The following is a 22,723-nucleotide window of genomic DNA, read 5'->3' as shown; positions in this document are numbered from 1 at the left end:
ATTTAATAAAATAAGAAGGTATAACCATGTCTATTGAAGTCAAAGTACCTGTTTTGCCTGAATCAGTTGCTGATGCAACTGTCGCTGCATGGCATAAAAAAGTAGGTGATAAAGTTACCCGTGATGAAAATTTACTGGATCTAGAAACAGATAAGGTCGTATTAGAAGTCCCTGCTCCGGCTGATGGGATACTGGCCGAAATCATGTTTAAAGAAGGTGATACAGTAAATTCTGGCCAGTTATTAGCAAAAATAAAAGAAGGTTCTGGCTCTGAAGCTAAAGAAGAAAAGAAAACGGAAACTGCGAAGGAGCGTGATGAAGCAGAAGGTGATAAAGTAAGTGCTAAGGAAGATAAATCAACTAGCCCTGTTGTACGTCGCATGATGGCAGAACACGACTTGCAGCCAGGACAAATCCAAGGTAGTGGCAAGGATGGTCGTATCACCAAAGAAGATGTCCTCTCTTATATAGAATCTAGTAGAGAAAAAACATCTAAATCGGCAGAAAGCAAAAAAGAACCAACACAAAGTGCACCTATGGGGTTACGTGAAGAACGCCGAGTGCCGATGACTCGTTTAAGAGCTAAAATTGCTGAACGTTTATTGGAAGCACAGCATAATGCAGCCATGTTGACGACTTTTAACGAAGTCAATTTGAAAGCGGTAATGGATATGCGTGCTCAATACAAAGATACTTTTGAGAAAAAGCATGGCGTTAAACTTGGGTTTATGTCCTTTTTCACCAAAGCAGTTGTTGAGTCATTGAAGCGTTTTCCTGCAGTCAATGCTTCTATTGATGGTCAGGATGTAGTTTATCATGGCTTTTATGATATCGGGATTGCGGTATCCACTGAACGAGGCTTGGTTGTCCCAGTTATCCGTGATGCAGATCAAATGAGCATGGCTAATATCGAGTTGGCGATTAATGATGCAGCAACAAAAGCGAGACAAGGCAAATTAGCAATGGAAGATATGCAAGGAGGTACCTTTACCATTACTAACGGAGGGGTATTTGGTTCATTATTGGCTACGCCAATTATTAATCCACCCCAAACCGGGATTTTGGGAATGCACAAAATTGAAGATAGACCTGTAGTAGAAAAGGGACAAATCGTGATTCGTCCTATGATGTATGTTGCTTTGTCTTATGACCATCGGTTGATTGATGGTAAAGATTCGGTACAGTTTTTAGTGAGTGTTAAAGAATTATTGGAAGATCCTGCTCGTCTTTTACTTAATGTTTAATGAAATGTAACAGCGAGATTCGTATTGACACATAAATGTACTCTGGGTGAAGACAATGTTGGATCCCAGCAGTTTTAATTCATCGATAGTGAGTCTGGGAGCGTTTTTATACTTGCCCAGGTTACTATGCATCAATTGACACTTATGAGCTTTGACGGGTTTTGCTTTTTTTTAGAAAGGTAATTGCAATGAATTTACATGAATACCAGGCTAAACAATTATTTGCTAGCTACAATTTACCCGTTCCTAAGGGCGAGGTAGCTTATAGTGTTGAAGACGCAGTACAAGTCGCTTCACAGCTATCTACTGATCGTTGGGTTGTTAAGGCACAAGTTCACGCGGGCGGTAGAGGAAAGGCTGGTGGTGTGAAATTAGTAGCGAACAAAGATGAACTTGCTGCAGCGGTAAAAGCATTATTAGGTACTCGTCTCGTGACCTATCAAACAGATGCTCATGGTCAGCCAGTTAATGCGGTGCTCATTGAGGAAACATGTGATATTGGTAGAGAATTATATCTTGGCGCTGTTGTTGATCGCGCAACTCGACGAGTAGTGTTTATGGCGTCGACTGAAGGTGGTGTTGAAATAGAAAAAGTAGCAGAAGAGACCCCTGAGAAGATTTTCAAGGTTATTGTCGATCCATTAGTTGGTGTCATGCCATTCCAATGCCGTGAAGTAGGTTTTAAATTGGGCCTACAAGATGAGCAAATTAAGCAATTTACTCATTTGATGATGGGATTGGGTAAAATGTTTGTTGAGTGTGATTTGAGTTTGTTAGAAATCAACCCATTAGTTGTAACAAAGCCAGGACAATTAATTTGTTTGGACGGGAAGATTAACATTGATGGTAACGCATTATATCGTCAACCTAAATTAAAAAGTATGCGCGATACAACTCAAGAAGATGAACGAGAAAATCGTGCCAGTGACTGGGAATTAAATTATATTCCTTTAGATGGCTCCATTGGTTGTATGGTAAATGGTGCAGGTTTGGCTATGGCGACTATGGACGTGATTAAGCTTCACGGTGGCGAGCCAGCTAACTTCCTAGATGTAGGTGGTGGTGCGACTAAAGAACGAGTCAGTGAAGCATTGAAAATTATTGTCTCTGATGAAAAAGTTAAAGGTATTTTAGTCAACATTTTTGGTGGTATCGTTCGTTGCGACCTCATTGCCGATGGTATTCTTGCTGCAGTGAAAGAAGTGGATGTAAAAATTCCTGTGGTAGTACGTCTTGAAGGTAATAATGCGCAACTCGGCGCTGATATTTTAAATAAAAGTGATTTGAATGTGATTGCTGCAACCAGTTTAACTGATGCTGCGAAGAAGATTGTGGCAGCTGTTGCCTAATCATAAAAAACTCAGTTGAATTTACGAGCTATAAAGTACATTAACAGTGCTTACTAAGATTCAACGGTGTTTTTTAGGTTAATTACTAAAAATTTCGAGGTTAACAATGAGTGTATTGGTCAATAAACATACTAAAGTACTGTGCCAGGGTTTTACAGGAAAACAAGGCACCTATCATTCAGAGCAAGCGATAGCTTATGGCACACGTATGGTTGGTGGGGTCACACCAGGAAAAGGTGGGCAGAAGCATCTAGGTTTACCGGTATTTAATACCATGCGTGAAGCTGTTGAAGAAACTAAAGCAGAAGCCAGCGTGATTTATGTACCAGCTCCTTTTTGCAAGGATTCTATTTTGGAAGCTGCTGAGGCAGGAATTCAATTAATTGTTTGTATCACAGAAGGTGTTCCCGTATTAGACATGCTACAAGTAAAAGTCTATTTGGAAAACAATACTCAAGCACGTTTAATTGGCCCCAACTGCCCAGGGATTATTACTCCAGGCGAATGTAAAATTGGAATTATGCCGGGCTCAATTCATTTGCCTGGTAAAGTAGGTATTGTTTCACGTTCTGGGACTCTAACTTATGAAGCAGTAAAGCAAACAACAGATAAAGGCTTTGGTCAAAGTACTTGTATTGGTATTGGTGGCGATCCAATTCCTGGAACTAGTTTTATTGATGCATTAGCTTTATTCGAGCAAGACTCTCAGACACAAGCCATTATCATGGTGGGTGAAATCGGAGGCTCTGCAGAGGAAGAGGCTGCTGAATACATCAAATCACATGTAAGTAAACCCGTAGTTTCTTATATTGCAGGTGTTACTGCACCGGCTGGAAAACGTATGGGACATGCTGGAGCGATTATTTCTGGTGGTAAAGGAACTGCGGCTGAAAAATACAAAGCGCTAGAAGCTGCTGGTGTAAAAACAGTTCGTTCACCAGCGGATTTAGGTGATGCAATTGCCGAAGTAACAGGCTGGTAGTTGATGCAGATACACCTGGATTAAGGCAAAAGCCTTAATCCAGGTGTATCACTTACCCACTATAACTCTGGATTTACATGATTTCGCTATTCAGAGCTCACTTTATGGTATTTCATGACAAATTTTCGAAGTATTGCTGATATAAGACGTGAATATGGTGATCTGAATTTAAGTGAAAAATCACTTCCAGAAGATCCGCTTGTCCAATTTAAGCTTTGGTTTGAAGACGTTTTAAAAAATGAAAAAAATGATCCAACCGCTATGGTTCTGTCTACTGTAGATGATCGTGGGTACCCCGACTCCAGAGTAGTTTTGTTAAAGGGACTGGATGCAGGAAAATTTGTCTTTTATACAAATTATCAAAGTACAAAATCAAAACATATCCAAAATAATCCTCATGTAGCACTTAATTTTTATTGGCCGCAAATGGCAAGACAAGTCCGTATTCGAGGTCAAATCAAGCAAGTTGATGCAGAACAATCCGATCTTTATTTTTCCTCAAGGCCAATCAAAAGCCAATTCAGCGCGATTGTTTCGCCACAGAGTCATGAAATTGAGGGAAGAGAATTATTAGAGAATTCCCTTAATGATTTAATTCAAAAACATGGACAAGAGCCTGTAGTCCGCCCTATTTATTGGGGTGGGTATATGGTTATTCCTGATGAAATCGAGTTTTGGCAAGGGCGAGATAATCGTCTACATGATAGAATTCGTTATTATCAACACGATGGGCAATGGAAGCATCATCGTTTGGCTCCATAGTAGATAGTGCACCAGAGGTGGTGGTTTAATTTTGACAACTACTATCTCGCTCTGTATATATTTTTTACTGCGCATAAAATCTGTAATAGAATCTGAACGCTACTTAGCAAAATTAAGTAGAAACGGTACTGGCGGCAAAATTTGCCGGCAAGAAGTTAAGTTCTGCCACAAGTATCTATTTTTTCCTTCTTTTTGTTCTTACTCTATTTTTTGTGCTTTTTAAAGAGACAAAAAAAACTTGGCATAGTAATTGCAACATTAATATTAGAAATAACAACTATACTCATTTTCAAAGTTATTTTTTCTAGGTTTAAAAAAAATTTGTCAAGAATTAGTAAATGTTTTTATTTGGTAAATAAGCGTTAACATAAAGTCGTAAAATTAACTTAAATGTAGAAATTATTAACAGTATAAATTTTGCAAAATACTGTATAAATAGAGGGTATAATCATGAACGACATAACAGCCTTACTACCACATATTAAATTACGTTTTAACATTGAACATCCAACCTATGAAGACAGCTATGCATTTGGTTATGAATGTGCACGTGCCGATGTTGCTGAAGAGGACAATCCTTTCCATAAAGGAACTCAACAAGCAGAGCATTGGCTAGAAGGTTGGTGGGACGCAATTGAAGGTGAACAGCCTTTATTTGAATTAAATGCTGTCGAAGCTGAAGAACTGTCTGTCAGCGAAGAGGGTGCAGCAAATGATCAAGAGTATCACCATCATAAGCATAGTTTTTTATCACTGGTTATCGAAATTAGTGGCGCTATAGCAGCCTCAGCAATCGTTGGATATCAATTATTTGAATTGGTGGCATAGATTCTGAGTTAGCGGATCCTTAAAGAGGACGTAGCTTCATCATGTTGTCGTTTCATGCTGCTTAACCTCTGCTATATCCTCCTCCCATAAGGGAGAAGGATATATACTAATCCTTGAAAAACTTTAGTACTAAAGATCGCATTCGTGCAATTTCCGAAGGATTAAATTCTTTATATATTTCACTGCCTATATTAAGGCATACAGTTACGTTCTCACCAAGTCCCTTAAGTAAATCGACACCCGATAATTTAAGAAGTTTTATCTCGCTTGCTATGTCAGCAGCCCAAGTATCAAGATAGCTTATCTCAGAAAAAACTGGGAGGAAAAGGTGTTCATGTTCTTGTAAAAACAAGACATTAGGCTGATCATCTTCTGAGTTTTTTTCAATAGGCACAATAAAGTTCGCTTTGATAAACTCAATATAGGCTTTATTCACCTCTTTGTTATTTCCAGAGGAGTTAAGCGCTTCTTTTATTGCAAGGTCGAGAGCATTCATTTTAAGCCTTAGTAATATTTAGATCAAATTGTCAGCATTTTTGCCTCGGAAGGCTTTCTACACATAACACATTTTTTTTACGTAAATGCGGGTAAATTATGCCAGTAAATTATAACCATTTTCTGTACCTATGAAAATGAAATCAAACTATGTGTTGAAATAAATGACAACACAAGTATAATGTAGGTTTTGTTTTGCAGAATTATTGCTCATTTTTTGGATAAGTATATTAGGGTTTGATTCTATTTCATACCGTTAACGATGTACTAGTGAACTCGGAATGCAAATAGAATATTAACAAGCTCTATCCTGGAGATTTGTTTTTTGATGTGTCTACCTGTTAGTACCCCTTCAATGGAACAAAGCCAATTAGGATTTTTATTAGCGTAGAGAGTTTATGAACAAAATACATGAGTCTAGAGTAGAAGTTTATAACCAAAAAAACTATTTAGGGTTTGCTTGGTTAGTATGGGGATTGGCTGCTGCGTTCTATTTTTCTGATTATATGGCTCGTGTTGCACCCGGAGTAATGCATCGCTACTTGCAAATTGATTTTGGAATTAACGAAGCAGGCTTTGGTATCTTAACCGCTTCATTCTATGTCCCTTATATTTTAATGCAAATCCCTGTGGGACTCACAGTAGACCGCATAAGCATCCGTTGGCTACTTACAGTGATGTCATTAGTTACTGCATTTGGTTGTTGTGTTTTTGGTCTTGCAGATAGTTTGCTAATGGGCTCAATAGGTAGAATGCTCATAGGTTTTAGTGCGGCTTTTGCTTTTGTTTGTTCACTGCGATTAGCTACATCTTGGTTCCCTCCAACAATGCTGGGTTTACTGGCTGGTTTAACGCAAGCTTTAGGTATGCTTGGTGCGGCAGCAGGGGAAGCGCCAGTTTCATTCCTGGTGACTAATGTGGGATGGCGCCACAGTATGTTGATCATTGCCTTCTTATTTATTGCACTTGCAGCTTTATTATATCAATTTGTGCAAGATAAACCGGGAGAGCATCGAAGTGAAATACGTTCTGTAAATCAGCTCAGCATACTCCAGAGTTTAAAAATTATATTATCGTGCAGACAAACCTGGCTTAATGCTTTATATGCTGGATTTTTATTTGGACCAACAGCAGTGATTGGTGAAGCAATCGGCCCTGCATACTTACAATTTGGTCGGGGACTAGGTGCTCATGCTGCTGCTTTTGCTACAGGATTAATCTTTATTGGTTGGGGGATCAGTGGTCCTTTGTCCGGTTGGCTTTCTGATAAAATGGGTCGCCGTAAACCTTTAATGATTATTTCAGCAGTTTTTGGCATAATTTTCACAACTTTATTTGTATTTACCCCTACATTAGGTCAAAACTCAGCATATTTACTGTTCTTCCTTTTCGGTTTAACGAACACTGGTGTTGCTATTGCCTATGCGGTGTCCACTGAGATACATGATAGAAATGTGATTGGAACGTCTATCGCATTTACTAATATGATATCGATTTTTGTTGGAGCGCTAATGCAGCCCTTGGTTGGTCGATTAGTCGATATGGTTTCTGGTGCTCGTGCCTATAATGTTGAAACATTACTACTTTCTGATTTTCAAGCGGGCTTAAAGCTATTGCCAGTTTGTTCCGTTATTGCACTCATTTTAGCGTTTACTGTTAAAGAAACATATTGTAAACCAGTTAAGCAGGCTTAAGGCTTTGGGCGTTTTAGGTCTGTTTCTAATTCGACACTCTTGGCCAAAATGACATGGTTTTATATGCTCCGATACCCACATAGTTCGTGTATGCTGCGGTTCGGTGCTCTAAAATGAAAACCCCATTTTAACTCAATCGAACGGCCCTCATTGATATAAAAATAGTTATCACTGTTTTTTTATAAGCTTATCGCACTCCAATGTTATTTGCTGTTATACTTTCAGCTGCAGTTTTGCTGCGTGCGAATTAATAACATGGAGAACAGAATGAAAAAATTTACAGGATTGGTAATTATCCTGGCCGTTCTAATTTTAGGCGGATATTATGGTATGGGGGTTCTTACTGAAAGAACAATCAGAAAAAATATAGAAGTTATTGATCAATCTAATGGATTATATGCTGAAATCGAGCAATACCATAAAGGATTATTTAGCTCTGATGCCCAAATTAAATGGCGCTTACATATTCCAGAACGTGTAGTAAAAGATGCAAATGGACAACCGCAAACTCTTCCTGCTCAAGACTTTAATATGGAGATGCCTCTAACTGTGCATCATGGTCCTGTTATTTTTGCTAACAACCGTTTACGTTTTGGGTTGGGGTATGCTGAATCAGTTTTCCCATTTCCAGAACAATATAATGAGCAATTTGATGCTCAATTCACTAAAGAATCCGTTAAGCCCCAGTTGGATTTAAGTATTTTCGTTAATTACCTGAACGAAAGCACTGTGGATTTCAAAGTTCCTAACTTTAAGCTTATTGCAAAAGATGGTTCTGGTAGCTTCGAATGGTTAGGTATGGACTCAAGCACAACGATGTCTTCTGGTATGGGCAAAGTAGAAGGCAAAATTAAGCTAGATGGCTTAAATGCTACTAAAGATGATACCAAGATTACCTTAAGTAAGGTATCAAGTGACTATGATTTGCATGAAACACCTGCTGGCCTGTATCTGGGCGATGCAAACTTCACACTCCCTTCTTTCTATGTTTTAGTTAAGGATCAAAAACTGTTTGAAATTAACGATCTGGTAATTAAGTCAGATAGTGACATCGAACAGCACCTGTTTAATACCCATTTTAACGTAGCTATAAAATCCATGTTAGCAAATGGGCAAAATTATGGCCCAGGTGAGCTGGAGGTTGCTTTAAGAAATCTTGATGCAGATGTGTTGGCGAAAATTAATCAGCAAACAACTGCAATGCAAAATGGTAATGATATGCAACGCCAACAAGCAATGCTTGCCTTGCTTCCTGAGCTGCCTAAATTGTTTAACAAAGGTGCGGAGTTTGAAATCTCTAAACTGAGCTTCAAAATTCCCCAAGGACAGATTGAAGGAAACCTTTTTGTAACATTGCCTAAGGGCGAAAATGCTAATCCATTTGAAATGATGCAAAAGATCCAGGGTAAAGCGAAGCTACAAGTTCCTGCAGAAGCAGTGAAAGAAATCATGAAGCAATCAGTGATTCAACAAATTGCTAAAAAACCTGAGTTGCAACAAACTTTGACACAACAACTGCAAGCAAACCAGACTGCTGCTCAAACAACTCAACCAGCTCCAACTGTTGAACAATTAGCTGAAATGCAAACAAATAAACAAATCAATGCATTACAGCAAAGTGGACTGATTACTGTTCAAGGCACAGATTTTGTTATTGAAGCAAGTTTGGACCAAGGTAAATTCACCATTAATGGCAAACCATACGACCCTTCAATGATGAAATTTTAGACTGCAACAGAAGTAATTATCCAAGGAGTAGATTGCAAAAAACAACCTACTCCTTATAAGAACTTCTTGCTCTAAGAGTGAACATTATATCTTGATTATTAATACAGTTTTTTGTGTTCTACCCTTGTTTCAACGGACTTGTTTCGGTAATATACTGTTTTTAAAAGGAGGAGCTAATAATAATGACAACAATCAGTAACGAGGTAGTGGATAACACCGCTTCTCTGGCCGAAAGCGTAACTCTTTCAGTGCAAAAATATTTTTCAGAGCTTAAGGGAACTGATCCTGTTGACTTATACCAATTTGTACTTGAAGAAATTGAAACACCATTGTTTCGTGCAGTGATGGAACATTGCAAGTACAATCAGTCACGTGCAGCAATTATGCTGGGGATTAGTCGTGGTACTTTGAGAACTAAGTTACGTCGATATTTCGATGATAAATATGTTGGTACTAGAGACTAACAGAAATTTTAGTTAAAAAGAAAAGAGGAGCTATAAAGCTCCTTTTTTTTTACCTTGTTTTATGGGTTTTTAATCCACAGTATGCATCGTGAGCGTGTCATGAAAAAGAAAGAGTTCGGCCTGCACTTCATTTCACCAGCCTACAATCCACACATACTATAAGGTTTTGAATAGGTCTCGAGAGAGACATTTTGGTGAGCAGCAGAGTTTGAGTATGGGTTAAACAAAAAAAAATGCTCCTAAAGTGGAGCATTTTCAAGAACGGTCAGTATTCAATACAGAGTGATTGCGTCACTCAGCAAACATAGAGCTTACAGACTCTTCAATATTCACGCGTTTGATGGCCTGTGCAAGCATGTCTGATAAACTGACAACTCGAATTTTTTCACATTTACGTGCTTCATCGGATAAAGGAATTGTATCGGTGACTACGATTTCATCAAGGACTGAATTTTTAATATTATTGACTGCAGGGCCAGATAGAACGGGGTGCGTTATATATGCTCTAACACTATGCGCCCCATTTTTCTTAAGCTCATGTGCTGCAGAGCAAAGGGTTCCTGCGGTATCAACAATATCATCAACAATAATGCAGTCTTTATTCTTTGGTTCGCCAATAATATGCATTACTTCAGATTTATTAGGGCCGCTACGACGTTTATCTATGATACATAACTCTGCATGGTCAAGACGTTTTGCTACAGCCCTTGCTCTAACAACGCCGCCTACATCAGGAGATACAACCATAATGCTTTTTAGATTCTGCTCTTTTATATCATCAAGCAAAATCGGCGTTGCATAAACGTTGTCTACAGGCATATAGAAAAAGCCTTGGATCTGATCTGCATGAAGATCCACAGTAAGAACTCGGCAAATCCCCACAGAAGCCATCATATCAGCAACGACTTTCGCAGTAATCGGCACACGAGCAGAGCGCACACGACGATCTTGGCGGGCGTAACCAAAATAAGGAACTACCGCAGTGATGCGAGCAGCGGAAGATCTTCTTAGTGCATCAGCTAGGGTCAGAAGCTCCATTAGGTTATTACTTGCTGGAGCACAGGTTGATTGAATGATAAAAACGTCTCTACCGCGGACATTTTCAAGAATTTCAATCATTGTTTCTCCATCACTAAAAGTACCAACAGTGGCTTGACCAATAGGTATTTGTAAATGAGAAGAAATTTGTCGAGCTAATTCCGGATTTGCATTTCCGGCAAAAATCATCATTGTGGACATGTGTAAAAAGCCTTTAGATTTAGGTTTAATCATTAACTTAAACACATAGCAGAAGACAGCCAAAAAGATATTATTATTATTTGAGCATTACGAGAACGCATCCTTCCAGGTTATCTTCTGCTGTCTGTTTACTTGAATCAACAAGAATGTGGCAGGGGTGCTAGGATTCGAACCTAGGTATGCAGGGATCAAAACCCTGTGCCTTACCGCTTGGCGACACCCCTAAAATTTGCAGATTCTTACAATCATCCATTATAAAAAAATTGCGTTCATCCCTGCAAATGTGTTGCGTATTTTGCAGTGCTTTTGGGTACATGTCAACTTTGAAAGCAATAATTTTTTTTATTTTTAAGTAGAGACAGTAGTTGACATTACAAAGAGAATATCATATGGCTTAGGGTTTTAGCCTATAAAAAGCAAAAGTTAGAAAAAATTCTAACTTTGCTTTTATCTGGAGCTGTATTGGTGCTGGATTTAAACTGTCCAATTCTGGATAACGACTTTGACCATGACGCCATTACCTTCAAGACGGATCATACTTGGCAGATCAATGCCTTTGGCAGAAGTATATTTAGCGAAATTAATGGTGTAGCCACTTTGCTTCAATAAGACTAGATGATTGTAATCATCGCGTTTCTCTGACTGAACCGAGCCTGGAGCCGGAAGTCCTCTCACCCAATAGTAAAGATTATTTACAGGAAGTCTGATTCCAGTTTGTTCCACTAATAATTGATCGGCATTATGAGAGGTAATTTTTTTAGGACCATCTTGGAATGTAATGGCACCACCTTGTTTCTCAATAAGTACAGCTCCCGAACCTAAAGGTCCCATTAGCCGGATTTGATAGGCACCTGGGCCGCTTTGTTTCCAGTTCATGGCAGCTGACCATCCTTTATTTTTATTTTTTGCAGCCATAGAACCACGAATTTCCCAGGAAGAAACAGTTGCTGTTTTTGCTTTACGCTGCTCAACAGGCATCACTTTGTTTTCGGGCAATTCTGCTGCAGGTCGAGGAGGAGCACAGGCGGTTAACAAGAAAAAAGGAATTATTATTAAGTGTTTCATATGGTTCATTTATCACCTCAAGTCCATTTTTGTAGTTTTTCAGTTAACAATACGCTAGACTGTCCACATATGCAATCAGTCTTAATCAATATGAAATTAAAGGCAATTTATCCCGGTACTTTTGATCCCGTCACTAACGGTCATGTTGATATTATCCGACGTGCAGCTAAGATTTTTCCGGAAATTATTGTTGCAGTAGCAAGTAATAAGGCAAAACGTCCTTTTTTACCGTTAGAGGCAAGAATTCAACTCGTAGAAGAAGCAATTGCTGATTTATCAGGTGTTCGCGTGCTTGGGTTTGATAACCTTTTAATCGATTTTGTATTAGAACAAAATGCGGGGATTATTTTACGTGGTCTGCGTGCAGTGTCTGATTTCGAATATGAGTTTCAATTGGCTGGAATGAATCGAAAATTATCGAAGCAAATAGAAACAATATTTTTAACCCCTTCAGAAAACTTTATGTATATTTCTTCTACTTTAGTACGTGAAATTGCAGTTCTGAATGGAGATATTTCTCAGTTCGTTCCTTCTTGTGTCGTTAGAGAACTTCAAAAAAGACAAAGTGAACATGAATCTTAGAAAGCTCTTTCAAGGGTTTTGCCTGATTACCAGTAGCATCAATTTCTTATATTTTCCTACGCATGCTGTTGCCGGACAAAATAACACTCTTCCGCCTGGTTATGCTATAGCCAGTGCAAATCCATTAGCAACCAGTGCCGGACTTGAAGTTTTAGCCAACGGGGGCAATGCGTTCGATGCTGCAGTTGCGGTATCAGCTGTATTGGCTGTAGTTGAACCATACCACAGTGGGCTGGGTGGTGGAGGATTTTGGTTACTGCATCACGAAAGTCAGCATAAAAATATTTTTATTGATGGAAGAGAGGTTGCACCACAGGCTGCAAAGAAAGACATGTATTTGGCGCCTGATGGACATGTAATACCCGGATTATCCCTAAATGGCGGGCTTGCTGCTGCAATTCCTGGTGAGCCAGCAGCGTTAGTGTACATTGCAAAAAATTATGGGCGCTTGCCATTGGCAAAAACGCTAGCCCCTGCCATTAAGTTAGCACAAGAAGGTTTTTTGGTTGATAAACAATTAAATGCATTTTTGCAGAACGAAGAGCGATTAGAACAAATCAAAAAATATCCTTCTACCGCGAAAATTTTTTTGAAAAATGGCCGCCCTTATCGTATTGGGGAACGTTTAATTCAAGCTGACTTGGCTCATACTTTACAGTTAATCGCTGAACAAGGAGAACAAGGTTTTTATGCTGGAGAGGTTGCAGAGCGTCTGGTTCAGGGAGTCAATGCTGCGGGAGGGATTTGGTCGCTTACGGATTTAACTAAATATCAGATCAAAGTTCGTGAGCCATTGATTGGCGCGTTTCATAACATGTTAATCATAACGTCACCGCCACCTTCAGCAGGAGGCATTGCGTTATTGACTATGTTCAATATATTGTCTCACTATCCTCTGTCTTCATTCTCAAAAGTACAATGGGTACACTACCTGGTAGAGTCTATGCGTTTGGCGTATTGGCAGCGTGAGCGCTTCCTGGGAGATCCTGATTTTGTGACGATTCCTGTTGAGAAGTTACTTGCTGCAGAGAATGGGAGGCAGCTCAGTACATTAATTTCACCCAATAAAGCACTGCCTAGTATGGTGCTACAAGGACAAGCCAAACAACACCCAGCCAAGCAAACTGATATTTCAAATACGACGCATATCTCTATTATTGATGCTGAAGGTAATCGTGTTGCCGCGACTATGTCCATAAACTATATTTTTGGCTCCAGTGTTGTCGCCGAGGGTACTGGTGTTTTACTCAACGATGAAATGGATGATTTTTCTACCAAAGTTGGCGTGGAAAATGTTTTTGGCCTGGTTGGTGGCGATAAAAATGCAATTGCTCCTGGAAAAAGACCATTATCCAGCATGACCCCTACATTCCTTGAATTACCCAATCGTGTGGCCATTTTGGGCACACCTGGAGGAAGTCGTATCCCTACTATGGTTTTAATTGCCTCGTTAGTGTTTCACGATGCATATGGTGCGATTAGTATGGTTTCCGCGATGCGCTTCCATCATCAGTATTTACCTGATGTGCTGCAATTTGAACCAGACACGTTTCCTCCGGCAATTCAAGAAGCACTAAAAGCCATGGGGTATCATCTCATACAATTAGAGCGATACTATGGCGATATGCAAGCGATTACCTGGGATAAACAAACAAATATCCTTACTGCGGCCTCCGATCCGAGGGCTATAGGATTAGCTGCGTCTATTGTGAATGCTCCAAGTGGGTATGGACACGGGGCTAGATTCTAGTCGAAAAGCCATATTTGGCGCATCTTGAGTGAAAATCTGACTTTTCTTCAATATTTTTTATTGATGATTAAGGGGCTGGGAGCTAGGATTGGTTTTGATTCGATTTGCATTGCTTACTACGACCTGCGGGGCGTAGTAATAACGGATAATAAAAAGAAGTTCTAATTCGGGTTACAACCATACTAATGAGATGGATTTTCACCGACTAGTTCTTTGATTTCTTCATAAGTTTGTTGAATCAATAATTCCTTATTATCAACAGTGAATTGTGATGCATCGATTGGTTGGCCTATATGTATCTCTGCTTTTTGTTTCAGATGCAGATTAAAGGTTCTTGCGGGTAAGATATTGTTGGCACCACGGATTCCTATAGGAATAATTGTTGCCTTAGATTGAATTGCTGTGATAAATCCCCCTTTCTTAAAAGGGCCCAGCTTTCCATCTTTAGAGCGAGTTCCTTCGGGAGCGATCCACATGATGATCCCGCTTTCCATTAATTGCTGAGCATACGCTAAGTCTTTGATGGCTTGGTATTTATTTTTCCTATCAATAAACGGAAATTCAGCTGCTGCCATCGCTTTACCCATTAAAGGAATTTTTGCCAGTTCTTTTTTAGACAACATGCGAATGGAATGGTTTGGAAATGCTTTGAAGGCAAGAGGAATATCGTATGCGCTTGAATGATTGCACATAAGAATCGTGGCTTTTCCTGATTCCGGTCGGACATTATGGGGATTTATCACTTTATATTCTACTTTTACTGCATTAAGTAGTTGATCAATCCAGCGATGTAGCGCTTTATCCGTCCATGAACGGTTTATCGTACTAAAAAAATATTTAAAGAGACAAAGTATGCTCGTTACAGCTGTATAAAACATTAAAGTAGCAAGAACCCATGCAGTTCGTATTCGATTTATCTTCATTAGCATTAAGGTTAAGTAAATTAGCGCTAAATATAGCGCAAGTTCATTCGATTGCCCAGATAGTTTTTAAAGAGCTTGGTTCAAAGTAAGAAAATGTCGGCTCAATTTTGGTGGTTTAGACAGAAAATGATACACAGGATTTAATAAAATCCCATGCTTCGCCCTAAAGAACTAAAGAATGAATCATCTGGAGGGACTGTATGAATATCAAAACCATTGGACATAATTTTATCTTCACCCCAACGTTCAGTCATGTAGTAACGATAATGAGTTCCATGTAAGAAGCCAATCGCGTTTATTTTTTCTCGAACCTCATGCCTTTTTTCATCGTCAACCAGCTCCAAATAACGTACGCTATAATAAAGATTTTCTGGCATGAGCTCTTTTGCTTTTTTAAAGTAGGGGATTGATTCTTGCTTTTTCTCCTCAAAATAAACCAGGGTATCTGCCAATAAATAATACATTTTCGCTAGAGTTTGACGTAGTTCTTTTGATCTTGTTTCATTAGTAGCAATAAATGCTCTAAGCTCCTTTTTTAAATCCTCTATTTCGCTTAAATGCTCTTTCACAAAAGCTGTTCGAGCAGCTAAATAATCGTTATAGTCAATCGGCACACCAAGCCGTGCAATAAGGCAATCAATTTTTCGTACTAACAATTTATTATAAACGTCCATTAGCGCAGTATTGCTGCTTAGGAATAGATATTCACCGAGCCGATGTTGTGCTTTACTCAATTGGGTGCGATCGGCATCTTTTGCAGGGTGTGTTAACACATCAACGGCTAGAAGCGTAGACGCATAATTTATCGTTGCATCCATAACAAGTGAATCATGAGGTCTAATTCGAACTATTTTTTTTGCTAGTTCTATTTGTTCTTCGGCTAATTGTGTTACTTCGCTCGTTGGGTTTAATAATGCTTCCGCTATCTTAGGAGCGTTTGCACGAAATTGGTCAAAGTAATGTTCTCGTAAACGCTCAAGCGTGTTTTTATTATAATTGAGGTCTGGATTTTTCATATAGATCGCATCAGCATCTTGAAAACGATTGCTGTCTATTGCAAGGTCAAACTGATAGAGCCACCATTCTTCCCTGATTAAGATGTCTTGCATGGAATCGTCTTGTTCGAGGATTTGAGGATGCAGCCTCACTGCTTGGGCTAAAAACTCAATTGTTTGATTGCCGAAGAGTTTTTTCGTTATACTCCACTTGCTTTTTTCCCTTTTGGCATCCTCTAAATAAGCATGGGCTACTTGAGTGCGTAATGCAGGATAGGGGGTTAAGTAGCTAGCTTGCTCTTCATAACTAAAATTCTGTTTGATGTAATCAACTGCTTTTAGTTGCTCTTCTGCTTTTGTTGATGAGAATAATGCAGCAATAAGTTCTACAGCGATTTTTAATGCTTCAGGGGCAGATTGTTCCTGTTCAAAATAGAATTCGATAAAGGACTCTTTGAATCTTTTTTTGATCTCAGGAGACCACTCCAATGCCTCTTGGTATCGCTCCTGGCCAACCAGATATTCTGCATAAGCTTCGGCGAAAGGGCTGGATGGATAACAATTGGTTTTGCTGACTGATTGTCTGTTGTAGGCGATTTGGGCAATTGCTTTTTTAATAATTTGGCTATCTTGAGGATCGATTGATGGCGCTAAATGAGCCAGATATTCTTGTATAAAAGTTTGCCCAAAGGGGTACCCACTACGAATAAAACTATTGAACTCTGGGAAGGCATCTGAGTGAGTTATAGAATAACTCATTAATAATCGCTGTAGGTTGCTAGAGGTTTGATTCGTTCTGGGTTGGTTGACGAGCGTTACAAAGCGTGAGGAAATTGGGAATGCATCAATGCTTTTTGGCAATGCAGGGGCTTTAAAACCTTTGACATACCCTGCATAGGCAATTTTACCCAAAGTCATTTCAACTCTACTAGGATGGCAATGATCCTCAAAGCCTAACCAACCTTTAAATGATTCAAAAAGAGTGCGGAACCAACTGACTTGAAAGACGTCAATGCCATCGGTGTATAATCTTTGCCTGGGAGATGATGCAATTTCTTGCCAAAATGTTTGATATTCATCTTCATCAAAATCATAAAGTAGAAAATCAGGGCGATGAACTATCCCTCTTTCTTGATATTCTTCGATAAAATGTCGAGCTAATCTTAGACGCAACATAAAAAAATCCCAGCAAAATTAGTCCGTTGTATGGTAATTGAAAATCAAGTCTTGGGCAATTGAGTTATATAATGAACAAGTTAAAAGAGTACTTTAAAGATTAATTTTGACATGTGGGACAGAAAAAAGAATTACGTCCGCCAATCATGATGGACTCAATAGGATGTTGGCAACACATACAGGGTTGGTTTTTTCGGCCATAGACTTTGAGTGATATACTGAAATACCCCGGCTTGCCATCAAAAGAATAAAAGTCTCGTAGTGTTGTCCCACCTGAAATGATCGCTTGTTTCAATACTTCCTTAATATGTGTAGTGAGACTATAACACATCGCTTCGGAAAGCATTTTTGCCGGGGTGTTAGGATGTATATTTGCTAAAAATAGACTTTCTGAGGCATAAATATTACCGACGCCGACCACAACATCGTTATCCATAATCAATGATTTGATGGGTTTACTTTTATGTTGAATTCTTTGAAATAAATAAAGACCATCAAAGTCGTCAGAAAGAGGTTCGGGACCTAAATGTGCGAGTAGTTGATGTTGGTATGGATTTTCATCGATATAAAGAAATAAACCAAAACGCCTGGGATCACAAAAACGAAGCATAAGACCATTGGCAAGCATTAACATAATGTGATCATGTTTTTCGGGTTTGCTTTCAGCTGATACAATGCGTAAGTGTCCTGACATACCGAGATGAATTAAAAGATAACCCTTTGATAAATGAAGCAAAATATACTTGGCTCTCCGGGAAATGGTGATTATTTTTTTACCGACACAAAGGGTGTCTAAATTATTAGGCACCGGTATACGCAGTTTGGGATTACGGACAATAACCCCTTGGATTGTTTGTCCTTCAAGATGGGGTTTAATTCCTTCCTTTGTCGTTTCAACCTCAGGTAATTCAGGCATTATTTTTGGTCGTCATGCTCAATGATGCGTCCTTCATTTTTTTTAATCACTTCCTTTTTAGTCGAGCTGTTTGGGAATAGGTATTGTTTTATAGTGGCAACTAGCCAGAGGATACCCCCTATAATGAGCCCCCAAACTAAAACGTAAGAGAACATAAATAACAGACCTAAAAATAGGGCGATGGCACAACCTGCTATGATAAATGGTACCAAGGTTTCAAAGATTTTACCCAGAGGAAATTTATCGCTCATAACATGATTCCATAGTTTATTCTTTATTAATTATCGGCTACATAATGAAATGTTGCAACGTAAAGAGTAAAATTGTGATATCCTTATATGAGGTAAGGGTTATTTTTGAATTCTTACGCAACTAAAGGATGAGTTTTTTCTTAATTTGCATTTGAAGTGGAGCTATTATGCTTTTTGGTTATTTAAACCTGTCTTTTTGGGGATATGTGATTGCAACGTTGATTTTAACACAGATTACTATCGCGGCAGTAACGCTATATCTTCATCGAAATCAAACCCATCGTGCATTGACACTGCACCCTATTGTCAGTCATTTTTTCCGTTTGTGGTTGTGGTTAACTACGGGAATGGTTACCGCTGATTGGGTTGCTATTCACCGCAAACATCATGCATCGGCAGACGTTGAGGGCGACCCACATAGCCCAGTTGTTTTCGGCATTAAAAAAGTATTTTGGGAAGGTGCTGAACTCTATAAAGTAGCGCGTAAAGATAAAGAAATGGTTGCCAAATATTCCCATGGTACTCCTAAGGACTGGCTAGAGCGAAAGATTTATTCACCCCATTCCGCTAAGGGAATTTTGCTCATGCTATTCGTCGACTTATTTTTATTTGGTATTCCTGGGATTACCATTTGGGCAATTCAAATGATGTGGATACCGTTTCATGCTGCTGGAGTAGTTAATGGAATTGGCCATCATTGGGGATATAGAAATTTTGAGTGTCCAGATGCTGCAAGAAATATTTTCCCTTGGGGTTTTTGGATAGGTGGCGAAGAGTTACATAACAATCATCATACTTTTGCTTCTTCAGCGAAGTTTTCTATTAAGTGGTGGGAGTTTGATATCGGTTGGATGTACATTCGTATTCTTTCCTTTTTAGGCCTTGCCAAAGTAAAAAAATTACCACCAAAACTGGCTATGGACGCGGGTAAGTTGCACGTCGATTTGGATACAGTAAGAGCGGTCATAGGCAATCGCTTCCAGGTGATGTCTAATTACTATAAAAGTGTGATTCGCCCTATACTCAAACAAGAGAAAAATACCAGTCTTGAAAATAAGGCAGAAAAGAAGCTTTTTGCACGTGCTGGCAGTTTATTGCGCCGTGAGAATTGCTTGTTGAATGCGGCAGCAAAACTTCGTTTATCAAATTTGCTGGAAGCCCGTGAACAATTACGTGTTGTTTATGCATACAAGCAATCACTTCAAAATATCTGGTTAAAAACTGCATCGACTCAAAAAGAGTTAATCGAAGCATTACAGCAATGGTGCCGACAAGCAGAAGAGTCAGGTCTTGAAGTATTGAGACAATTTGCGCAACAGTTAAAAGGATACGTTCCTGTATATAGGTAATTCTTTGATAATTTTGCGTATTCACGCACTTCTCATTTCACGGAGAGGAAATGAGGAGAACCGCAATTAATTTTCAGAATATTATGTCATTCCCGCATAGACGGGGATGACAATTTTATATAGATATGAACTTAATGGTGACGATATTTGACTTTTAATTTCGATTTTCTATAGTAGTATTTTATTATCGCAATAACAGGGAGTTGGTTATGATGAAAGGTGTAGCAATAGTTACTGGAGGAACTGGTGGTATCGGCACAACCATTTGTCAACGTTTAGCTGCCGATTTTCAAGTTGTCGCGTGTTATTTCAAACATGGAAAACATGACGAAGCAAAGCAATGGCAGGAAGAGCAAAAAAAGCTAGGGTATGATATCGATATCGTTTATGGAGATATCGCACAATTTGTAGATTGTGAAAAAATAATGGCCTTAATCATGGAGCGCTATGGCCGTGTTGATGTTCTCGTTAATAATGCTGGCATTACCCAGGATTGTAGCTTACGTAAAATGACTCCTGAGCAATGGCATCATGTGGTCGATGCTAATTTGACTAGCGTATTTAATATGACCCGCAATGTAATTCCGGTGATGATCGATAAAGGTTATGGCCGTGTCATAAGTATTTCTTCAATTAATGGTCGCAAAGGTCAGTTTGGACAATGTAACTATGCTTCTACCAAGTCTGCGTTGTATGGTTTTAGCAAAAGTCTGGCATTAGAAGTCGCCAATAAAGGTATAACCGTCAATACAATTTCTCCGGGCTATATAGAAACCCCCATGCTCGCTTCTTTAAAAGAAGAAGTACTGAAGTCTATTATTTCAAGTATTCCTGTCGGTCGTTTGGGACATGCAAAAGAAGTTGCTGATGCAGTTGCTTTTTTAGCTTCTCCAGATAGTGGATTTATTACTGGTGCGAATTTGGATGTTAATGGCGGACAATACATGTAAATGCATGCCCAGGCCTTATGTTGAGAATCTGGGCATTGTCGTTGATCAAAACTTCTAACTTATAGAGAATTTTATGCAACATAATAATATCGTTTTGATAACTGGTGGTACTGGGGATATAGGCACGGCAATTGCGAAAGAGTTGAACTCTTCATACAAACATATTTTTTCTCTTGATTTAGTTTCTGAAGAGGATGGCAAGGCATGGCAAAAAGCTCTTATAGAACAAGGATATAAGAATATCTATTTCCGCCATATGGATGTAACTGATTATGAGCAATGCGGTGAAGTTATTTCCTCCATTATTGAAGAGTTTGGCAATATTGATGTGTTAATTAATAACGCCGGTATCACTCGTGATGCGGTATTTACAAAAATGACTAAAAAACAATGGGATGAAGTATTAACTGTGAATCTTGATGGTATGTTTAATACAACCCGCCATGTAGTTGAAAACATGAGAGAACACGAATCGGGGCGAATTGTTAATGTTTCTTCTGTGAACGCTCAAAAAGGACAATTTTCGCAAGCAAATTATGCTGCATCAAAAGCAGGCGTCTATGGTTTTACCAAAAGTCTGGCTCAGGAATTAATGAATAAGAATATCACTGTAAATAGTCTTTCGCCTGGTTATGTTGATACTCGATTAATGAAAGGCATTAGACCTGATATTTTGGATGCGATTATTGCCCAAATTCCTGCAAAACGTTTGGCTCAAACCCAAGAAATTGCCTGGGCCGTGGAGTTTTTGATCAGCGAGAAGAGTCGATATATTACTGGAGCTAATCTAAGTATTAACGGTGGCCTCCACATGTATTAAAACCATTTGATCTATATATAAAATCCCTCCCCATAAGTAAGAGAGTAGTAAGGTTGAGGGTTTATCGGCCACGATCAATGCCCTCATTGATTCTCCTGGCGTCTTCTCCTTGGCCCATTATCCCGAGAGTGACGAGGGATTTCTGCGCTGGAGTATCGTTTAGTGTTACGATAGAGACCCTCGTTGCGCTCGGGATGAACAGCACAGGAGAAGGGATGTTCCCTTAATTTAATGACAGTAAAGAAATAGGGTGCGCTTTTTTACAATTTTAAAATCACCCCAATATTAAGAGAAAAAATATGACTCGATTAATAAAAAAATACAAAAATCGCCGGCTTTATGATACTGAGACCAGTCAATATATAACGCTTGAAGAGTTACAGCGTTATGTTGTAGATGGTACGCAATTCAAAGTAGAGGATTCCCTAACTGGGAATGACTTAACTAATTCCATCTTGCTACAAATTATTGTGGAAATGGAGGCTGGTCAGACTCAATTTTTGTCTTCCGATATTTTGCGGCAAATCATTTCTCTGGCAAATCATCCCATGCATGCTTCATTAAAACAAATGATGGAGCAAATGTTCCAAGTTATGGAAAAACCACTACAAAATAATCCTTATTTGCAGGCAACTGAAAATTGGAACCAACAAATGCAAAAGATGATGCAACAATGGCAGAGTTTATTTAAAAGTTAACAACATCATTTTAAATTGATGATTCATGACCTAGAGATTTAAAGATTATTTTTTATGGTGCATTGCAAAAAAATATTGGTTAACCCATTGACAAATTTGCCATCTATATACTAATATTAAATTGTGCAATGCAACATAGTGGAGAATATCATGACTCAACAAAATTTTGAAAGATGGACTGAAATGGCTAAAAAGCTTCAAGAACCTTTTCAAGCCATGGCTGAATTGAATGTAAAAACCTTACAAGGTTTACATTATATCAAACCTGAAGAGCTTTCTGGTATTAAAAAGCCTGAAGAGTTATTAGAAAAGCAAGTTAATCTTGCTGTTGAAAATGGCCATAAGGCTTTAGATTACATGCAAAAATCTTTTCAAATTATTGAGAAGGCCATGTTAGGTTTTGTTCAAGAAGCTAAAAAAGCTACTGACGTAAAGCATTAATTCAATACCTTATTTGAAAGCA

The 22,723-nt window shown here is 38.8% G+C and carries 22 protein-coding genes and 1 tRNA gene; 15 read left to right on the top strand and 8 right to left on the bottom strand.

Annotated elements, in window-relative coordinates; all coding sequences use genetic code 11:
* The first annotated feature begins 26 nt into the window (after nt 1-26).
* The 5 genes from odhB (at nt 27) to BGO44_RS17815 (ending at nt 5,165) form a co-directional block, all read left to right on the top strand.
* Nucleotides 27-1,244 (top strand): 2-oxoglutarate dehydrogenase complex dihydrolipoyllysine-residue succinyltransferase, encoded by a 1,218-nt coding sequence (gene odhB / locus BGO44_RS17835; protein ID WP_273199280.1) that lies wholly within the window; start codon nt 27-29, stop codon nt 1,242-1,244.
* A gap of 188 nt (nt 1,245-1,432) precedes the next feature.
* The gene (gene sucC, locus BGO44_RS17830) at nt 1,433-2,593 is read left to right on the top strand and encodes an ADP-forming succinate--CoA ligase subunit beta (RefSeq protein WP_058510566.1); all 1,161 of its coding nucleotides are present in this window, start codon (nt 1,433-1,435) and stop codon (nt 2,591-2,593) included.
* A 106-nt stretch (nt 2,594-2,699) separates the two neighbouring features.
* Nucleotides 2,700-3,575, top strand: a complete 876-nt coding sequence (gene sucD, locus BGO44_RS17825; RefSeq protein WP_058510565.1) for a succinate--CoA ligase subunit alpha — start codon at nt 2,700-2,702, stop codon at nt 3,573-3,575.
* Between the two features lie 114 nt (nt 3,576-3,689).
* Nucleotides 3,690-4,337 carry a pyridoxamine 5'-phosphate oxidase gene (gene pdxH, locus BGO44_RS17820; RefSeq protein WP_058510564.1) on the top strand — a complete coding sequence of 216 codons (648 nt, stop codon included), beginning with the start codon at nt 3,690-3,692 and terminating at the stop codon, nt 4,335-4,337.
* 450 nt (nt 4,338-4,787) lie between these two features.
* Nucleotides 4,788-5,165: a hypothetical protein gene (locus tag BGO44_RS17815; RefSeq protein WP_058510563.1), complete on the top strand. Its 378-nt coding sequence runs from the start codon at nt 4,788-4,790 to the stop codon at nt 5,163-5,165.
* 106 nt (nt 5,166-5,271) lie between these two features.
* Here the strand turns inward: BGO44_RS17815 and BGO44_RS17810 are convergent, their stop codons facing one another.
* A complete protein-coding gene (locus BGO44_RS17810; RefSeq protein WP_273199275.1) occupies nt 5,272-5,661 on the bottom strand; it encodes an SseB family protein in 390 nt (129 codons plus the stop codon).
* Nucleotides 5,662-6,058: 397 nt separating this feature from the next.
* Here BGO44_RS17810 and BGO44_RS17805 point away from each other — a divergent pair, with 397 nt between their 5' ends.
* From BGO44_RS17805 to BGO44_RS17795, 3 genes are all read left to right on the top strand, one after another.
* Complete coding sequence (locus tag BGO44_RS17805) at nt 6,059-7,354, top strand: MFS transporter (protein WP_058510561.1); 1,296 nt, start codon at nt 6,059-6,061, stop codon at nt 7,352-7,354.
* A gap of 267 nt (nt 7,355-7,621) precedes the next feature.
* Nucleotides 7,622-9,082, top strand: coding sequence for a YdgA family protein (locus BGO44_RS17800; RefSeq protein ID WP_058510560.1), 1,461 nt, complete (start codon nt 7,622-7,624; stop codon nt 9,080-9,082).
* 182 nt (nt 9,083-9,264) lie between these two features.
* On the top strand, nt 9,265-9,546 hold the full coding sequence (locus tag BGO44_RS17795; protein WP_003633193.1) for a helix-turn-helix domain-containing protein: 282 nt from the start codon (nt 9,265-9,267) through the stop codon (nt 9,544-9,546).
* Between the two features lie 291 nt (nt 9,547-9,837).
* Here BGO44_RS17795 and BGO44_RS17790 read toward each other — a convergent pair whose 3' ends face one another.
* From BGO44_RS17790 to lolB, 3 genes are all read right to left on the bottom strand, one after another.
* A complete protein-coding gene (locus BGO44_RS17790) occupies nt 9,838-10,785 on the bottom strand; it encodes a ribose-phosphate pyrophosphokinase (protein ID WP_058511691.1) in 948 nt (315 codons plus the stop codon).
* Between the two features lie 149 nt (nt 10,786-10,934).
* Nucleotides 10,935-11,009 (bottom strand) — tRNA-Gln (locus BGO44_RS17785).
* A gap of 250 nt (nt 11,010-11,259) precedes the next feature.
* Nucleotides 11,260-11,859 carry a lipoprotein insertase outer membrane protein LolB gene (lolB, locus tag BGO44_RS17780; protein WP_058510559.1) on the bottom strand — a complete coding sequence of 200 codons (600 nt, stop codon included), beginning with the start codon at nt 11,857-11,859 and terminating at the stop codon, nt 11,260-11,262.
* 60 nt (nt 11,860-11,919) lie between these two features.
* Here lolB and coaD point away from each other — a divergent pair, with 60 nt between their 5' ends.
* Together coaD and ggt are read left to right on the top strand one after the other, a co-directional pair.
* Nucleotides 11,920-12,432 (top strand): pantetheine-phosphate adenylyltransferase, encoded by a 513-nt coding sequence (gene coaD / locus BGO44_RS17775; RefSeq protein ID WP_058510558.1) that lies wholly within the window; start codon nt 11,920-11,922, stop codon nt 12,430-12,432.
* On the top strand, nt 12,422-14,182 hold the full coding sequence (gene ggt, locus BGO44_RS17770; protein WP_058510557.1) for a gamma-glutamyltransferase: 1,761 nt from the start codon (nt 12,422-12,424) through the stop codon (nt 14,180-14,182). Before coaD ends, ggt begins: the two co-directional genes overlap by 11 nt.
* Nucleotides 14,183-14,364: 182 nt before the next feature.
* Here the strand turns inward: ggt and BGO44_RS17765 are convergent, their stop codons facing one another.
* The 4 genes from BGO44_RS17765 to BGO44_RS17750 form a co-directional block, all read right to left on the bottom strand.
* The gene (locus BGO44_RS17765) at nt 14,365-15,105 is read right to left on the bottom strand and encodes a lysophospholipid acyltransferase family protein (protein ID WP_058510556.1); all 741 of its coding nucleotides are present in this window, start codon (nt 15,103-15,105) and stop codon (nt 14,365-14,367) included.
* 140 nt (nt 15,106-15,245) lie between these two features.
* Nucleotides 15,246-17,276 (bottom strand): hypothetical protein, encoded by a 2,031-nt coding sequence (locus BGO44_RS17760; protein WP_273199247.1) that lies wholly within the window; start codon nt 17,274-17,276, stop codon nt 15,246-15,248.
* A gap of 100 nt (nt 17,277-17,376) precedes the next feature.
* On the bottom strand, nt 17,377-18,192 hold the full coding sequence (gene mutM / locus BGO44_RS17755; protein ID WP_273199245.1) for a bifunctional DNA-formamidopyrimidine glycosylase/DNA-(apurinic or apyrimidinic site) lyase: 816 nt from the start codon (nt 18,190-18,192) through the stop codon (nt 17,377-17,379).
* Nucleotides 18,192-18,443 carry a hypothetical protein gene (locus BGO44_RS17750; RefSeq protein ID WP_058510553.1) on the bottom strand — a complete coding sequence of 84 codons (252 nt, stop codon included), beginning with the start codon at nt 18,441-18,443 and terminating at the stop codon, nt 18,192-18,194. Before BGO44_RS17750 ends, mutM begins: the two co-directional genes overlap by 1 nt.
* 167 nt (nt 18,444-18,610) lie before the next feature.
* Between BGO44_RS17750 and BGO44_RS17745 the strand changes: the two genes are divergently transcribed.
* The 5 genes from BGO44_RS17745 (at nt 18,611) to BGO44_RS17725 (ending at nt 22,701) form a co-directional block, all read left to right on the top strand.
* Entirely contained in the window at nt 18,611-19,792 is a 1,182-nt protein-coding gene (locus BGO44_RS17745; protein ID WP_273199243.1) for a DesA family fatty acid desaturase, read from the top strand.
* Between the two features lie 209 nt (nt 19,793-20,001).
* Nucleotides 20,002-20,742: an acetoacetyl-CoA reductase gene (gene phbB / locus BGO44_RS17740; RefSeq protein WP_058510551.1), complete on the top strand. Its 741-nt coding sequence runs from the start codon at nt 20,002-20,004 to the stop codon at nt 20,740-20,742.
* Nucleotides 20,743-20,815: 73 nt separating this feature from the next.
* A complete protein-coding gene (gene phbB, locus BGO44_RS17735; protein WP_058510550.1) occupies nt 20,816-21,562 on the top strand; it encodes an acetoacetyl-CoA reductase in 747 nt (248 codons plus the stop codon).
* A 299-nt stretch (nt 21,563-21,861) separates the two neighbouring features.
* Nucleotides 21,862-22,260, top strand: a complete 399-nt coding sequence (locus tag BGO44_RS17730) for a polyhydroxyalkanoate synthesis regulator DNA-binding domain-containing protein (protein WP_058510549.1) — start codon at nt 21,862-21,864, stop codon at nt 22,258-22,260.
* Between the two features lie 150 nt (nt 22,261-22,410).
* A complete protein-coding gene (locus tag BGO44_RS17725) occupies nt 22,411-22,701 on the top strand; it encodes a phasin family protein (protein ID WP_058510548.1) in 291 nt (96 codons plus the stop codon).
* The last annotated feature ends 22 nt before the right edge of the window (nt 22,702-22,723 follow it).

This window comes from Legionella sp. 39-23, from assembly GCF_001897665.1.
GTDB classification, from domain to species: Bacteria; Pseudomonadota; Gammaproteobacteria; order Legionellales; family Legionellaceae; genus Legionella; species Legionella steelei.
Note: the sequence above shows the minus strand (reverse complement) of the source record. Positions and strands in the feature narration are given on the sequence as shown.

Bases quoted from the DNA above. Each gene is read 5' to 3' on its own strand.
- phbB (WP_058510550.1), top strand. From the start codon at position 20,816: ATGCAACATAATAATATCGTTTTGATAACTGGTGGTACTGGGGATATA.
- BGO44_RS17795 (WP_003633193.1), top strand. From the start codon at position 9,265: ATGACAACAATCAGTAACGAGGTAGTGGATAACACCGCTTCTCTGGCC.
- BGO44_RS17810 (WP_273199275.1), bottom strand. From the start codon at position 5,661: ATGAATGCTCTCGACCTTGCAATAAAAGAAGCGCTTAACTCCTCTGGA.
- lolB (WP_058510559.1), bottom strand. From the start codon at position 11,859: ATGAACCATATGAAACACTTAATAATAATTCCTTTTTTCTTGTTAACC.
- BGO44_RS17750 (WP_058510553.1), bottom strand. From the start codon at position 18,443: ATGAGCGATAAATTTCCTCTGGGTAAAATCTTTGAAACCTTGGTACCA.
- ggt (WP_058510557.1), top strand. From the start codon at position 12,422: ATGAATCTTAGAAAGCTCTTTCAAGGGTTTTGCCTGATTACCAGTAGC.
- BGO44_RS17730 (WP_058510549.1), top strand. From the start codon at position 21,862: ATGACTCGATTAATAAAAAAATACAAAAATCGCCGGCTTTATGATACT.
- mutM (WP_273199245.1), bottom strand. From the start codon at position 18,192: ATGCCTGAATTACCTGAGGTTGAAACGACAAAGGAAGGAATTAAACCC.
- BGO44_RS17745 (WP_273199243.1), top strand. From the start codon at position 18,611: ATGCTTTTTGGTTATTTAAACCTGTCTTTTTGGGGATATGTGATTGCA.
- BGO44_RS17760 (WP_273199247.1), bottom strand. From the start codon at position 17,276: ATGTTGCGTCTAAGATTAGCTCGACATTTTATCGAAGAATATCAAGAA.
- BGO44_RS17725 (WP_058510548.1), top strand. From the start codon at position 22,411: ATGACTCAACAAAATTTTGAAAGATGGACTGAAATGGCTAAAAAGCTT.
- odhB (WP_273199280.1), top strand. From the start codon at position 27: ATGTCTATTGAAGTCAAAGTACCTGTTTTGCCTGAATCAGTTGCTGAT.
- BGO44_RS17805 (WP_058510561.1), top strand. From the start codon at position 6,059: ATGAACAAAATACATGAGTCTAGAGTAGAAGTTTATAACCAAAAAAAC.
- BGO44_RS17800 (WP_058510560.1), top strand. From the start codon at position 7,622: ATGAAAAAATTTACAGGATTGGTAATTATCCTGGCCGTTCTAATTTTA.
- sucD (WP_058510565.1), top strand. From the start codon at position 2,700: ATGAGTGTATTGGTCAATAAACATACTAAAGTACTGTGCCAGGGTTTT.
- phbB (WP_058510551.1), top strand. From the start codon at position 20,002: ATGATGAAAGGTGTAGCAATAGTTACTGGAGGAACTGGTGGTATCGGC.
- sucC (WP_058510566.1), top strand. From the start codon at position 1,433: ATGAATTTACATGAATACCAGGCTAAACAATTATTTGCTAGCTACAAT.
- coaD (WP_058510558.1), top strand. From the start codon at position 11,920: ATGCAATCAGTCTTAATCAATATGAAATTAAAGGCAATTTATCCCGGT.
- pdxH (WP_058510564.1), top strand. From the start codon at position 3,690: ATGACAAATTTTCGAAGTATTGCTGATATAAGACGTGAATATGGTGAT.
- BGO44_RS17790 (WP_058511691.1), bottom strand. From the start codon at position 10,785: ATGTCCACAATGATGATTTTTGCCGGAAATGCAAATCCGGAATTAGCT.
- BGO44_RS17815 (WP_058510563.1), top strand. From the start codon at position 4,788: ATGAACGACATAACAGCCTTACTACCACATATTAAATTACGTTTTAAC.
- BGO44_RS17765 (WP_058510556.1), bottom strand. From the start codon at position 15,105: ATGAAGATAAATCGAATACGAACTGCATGGGTTCTTGCTACTTTAATG.